Annotated in this window: 1 protein-coding gene; it reads left to right on the top strand. The window is 75.5% G+C overall.

From position 1 onward, the window contains the following. The coding region (locus AABM41_09835) for an amino acid adenylation domain-containing protein (GenBank protein MEK6192596.1) at window positions 1-1,672 on the top strand (1,672 nt) is incomplete at both ends.

The following is a 1,672-nucleotide window of genomic DNA, read 5'->3' as shown; positions in this document are numbered from 1 at the left end:
TCTCCGGGTGGATTGAGTACAACCCGGATTTATTCGACCGGACGACGATCGTGCGGCTGGGGGAGCAGTGGCGGCGGCTGGTGGGGGGGCTGGCGGCGGGGGCGGGGGGGGAGCGGGTGTCGGCGGTGGCGGTGTTGAGTGCGGGGGAGCGGCAGCAAGTGGTGGTGGAGTGGAACGCCACGGCGGCCGCGGCGCCAGACGCGGCGGCGACGGTGGTGGCGGCGATCGAAGCGCAGGCGCGGGCGCGGCCTGAGGCGGTCGCGGTGAGCGATGGCGGGGCGCAGGTGACGTATGGGGCGTTGAACGCGCGGGCGAACCGATTGGCGCGGCGGTTGGTGCGGGCCGGGGTCCGGCCGGAGGACCGGGTCGGGGTGGTGGTGGAGCGCGGGGTCGGGCTGGTGGTGGCCTGGTTGGCGGTGGGGAAAGCGGGGGCGGCGTATGTGGCGGTGGGGGCGGAGACGCCGCGGGCGCGGTGGGCCCGGATGGTGGCGGCGGCGGGCGCGCGGGTGGTGATTCGCCAAGGCGGGGCGGCGGGCGGGGCGGCGCCGTCGGAACCGTGGCGGGAGGTGTGGATCGAGGAGGAACACGAGCCGGGCGGGTGGGGGGAGGAAGACGGGGCGGACCTGGGGATTGGGGTGGCGCCGGAGCAGTTAGCGTATGTGATGTTCACGTCGGGGTCGACGGGGGAGCCCAAAGGGGTGGGGGTGGAGCATCGGGGGCTGCGGAACCTGGTGGGGTGGCATCACGCGGCGTATGGGATCGGGCCGGGGGACCGGGCGTCGCAAGTGGCGAGTGCGGGGTTCGATGCGGCGGGCTGGGAGATCTGGCCGTATCTGGCGGCGGGGGCCCGCGTGGTGGTGGCGGCGGAGGAGGTGCGGGGAGACCCGGCGGCGCTGGCGGCGTGGGTGGCGCGGGAAGGGGTGACGCACTGTTTTCTGCCGACGCCGGTGGCCGAGGCGGTGTTCGAGGAGCCGGAGCGGTGGGCGGGGGTGCGGGCGGTGTTGACGGGTGGGGACCGGTTGCGGACGCGGCCGCGGGGCGCGCTGGCTGACCGGGTGTGGAATCACTACGGGCCGACGGAAGCGACGGTGGTGGGGACGTGGGGCCGGGTGGCGGCGGCGGGAGCGGAGACGCCCGATATCGGCAGGCCGATCGCGAACGTGCAGGCGTATGTGCTCGACGCGGCGGGGATGCCGGTGGGGGTGGGCGTGGTGGGGGAGCTGTATCTGGGGGGGGCGGGCGTCGCGCGGGGGTATGTGGGGCAGGCGGCCGAGACCGCCGCGCGCTTTGTGCCGGACGAGGTGAGCGGGGCGAGCGGCCAGCGACTGTATCGGACGGGGGACCTGGTGCGGTGGGGGCGCGACGGGCGGCTGCGGTATGTGGGGCGGACGGATCAGCAGGTGCAACTGCGGGGGTATCGGATCGAAGTGGGGGAGGTGGAAGCGCAGCTCGCGGCGCTGCCCGGGGTGCGGGCTGCGGCGGTGGGGGTGCGCGGCGCCGGCGCGACACAGCGGCTGACCGGCTATGTCACGGGCGTGGGGCTGGCGGCGGCCACGGTGCGGGCGCAGCTGCGCGAGCGGCTGCCGGAATACATGGTGCCGGCGACGCTCCACGTCCTCGACGCCCTCCCGCTGACGCCTCACGGCAAACTCGATCGCGAGGCCCTGGCGCG

The sequence above is a fragment of the Chloroflexota bacterium genome, assembly GCA_038040195.1.
GTDB lineage: Bacteria > Chloroflexota > Limnocylindria > QHBO01 > QHBO01 > DASTEQ01.
The sequence above is the reverse complement of the archived record's forward strand: the minus strand, read 5'-3'. Positions and strand labels throughout refer to the sequence as shown.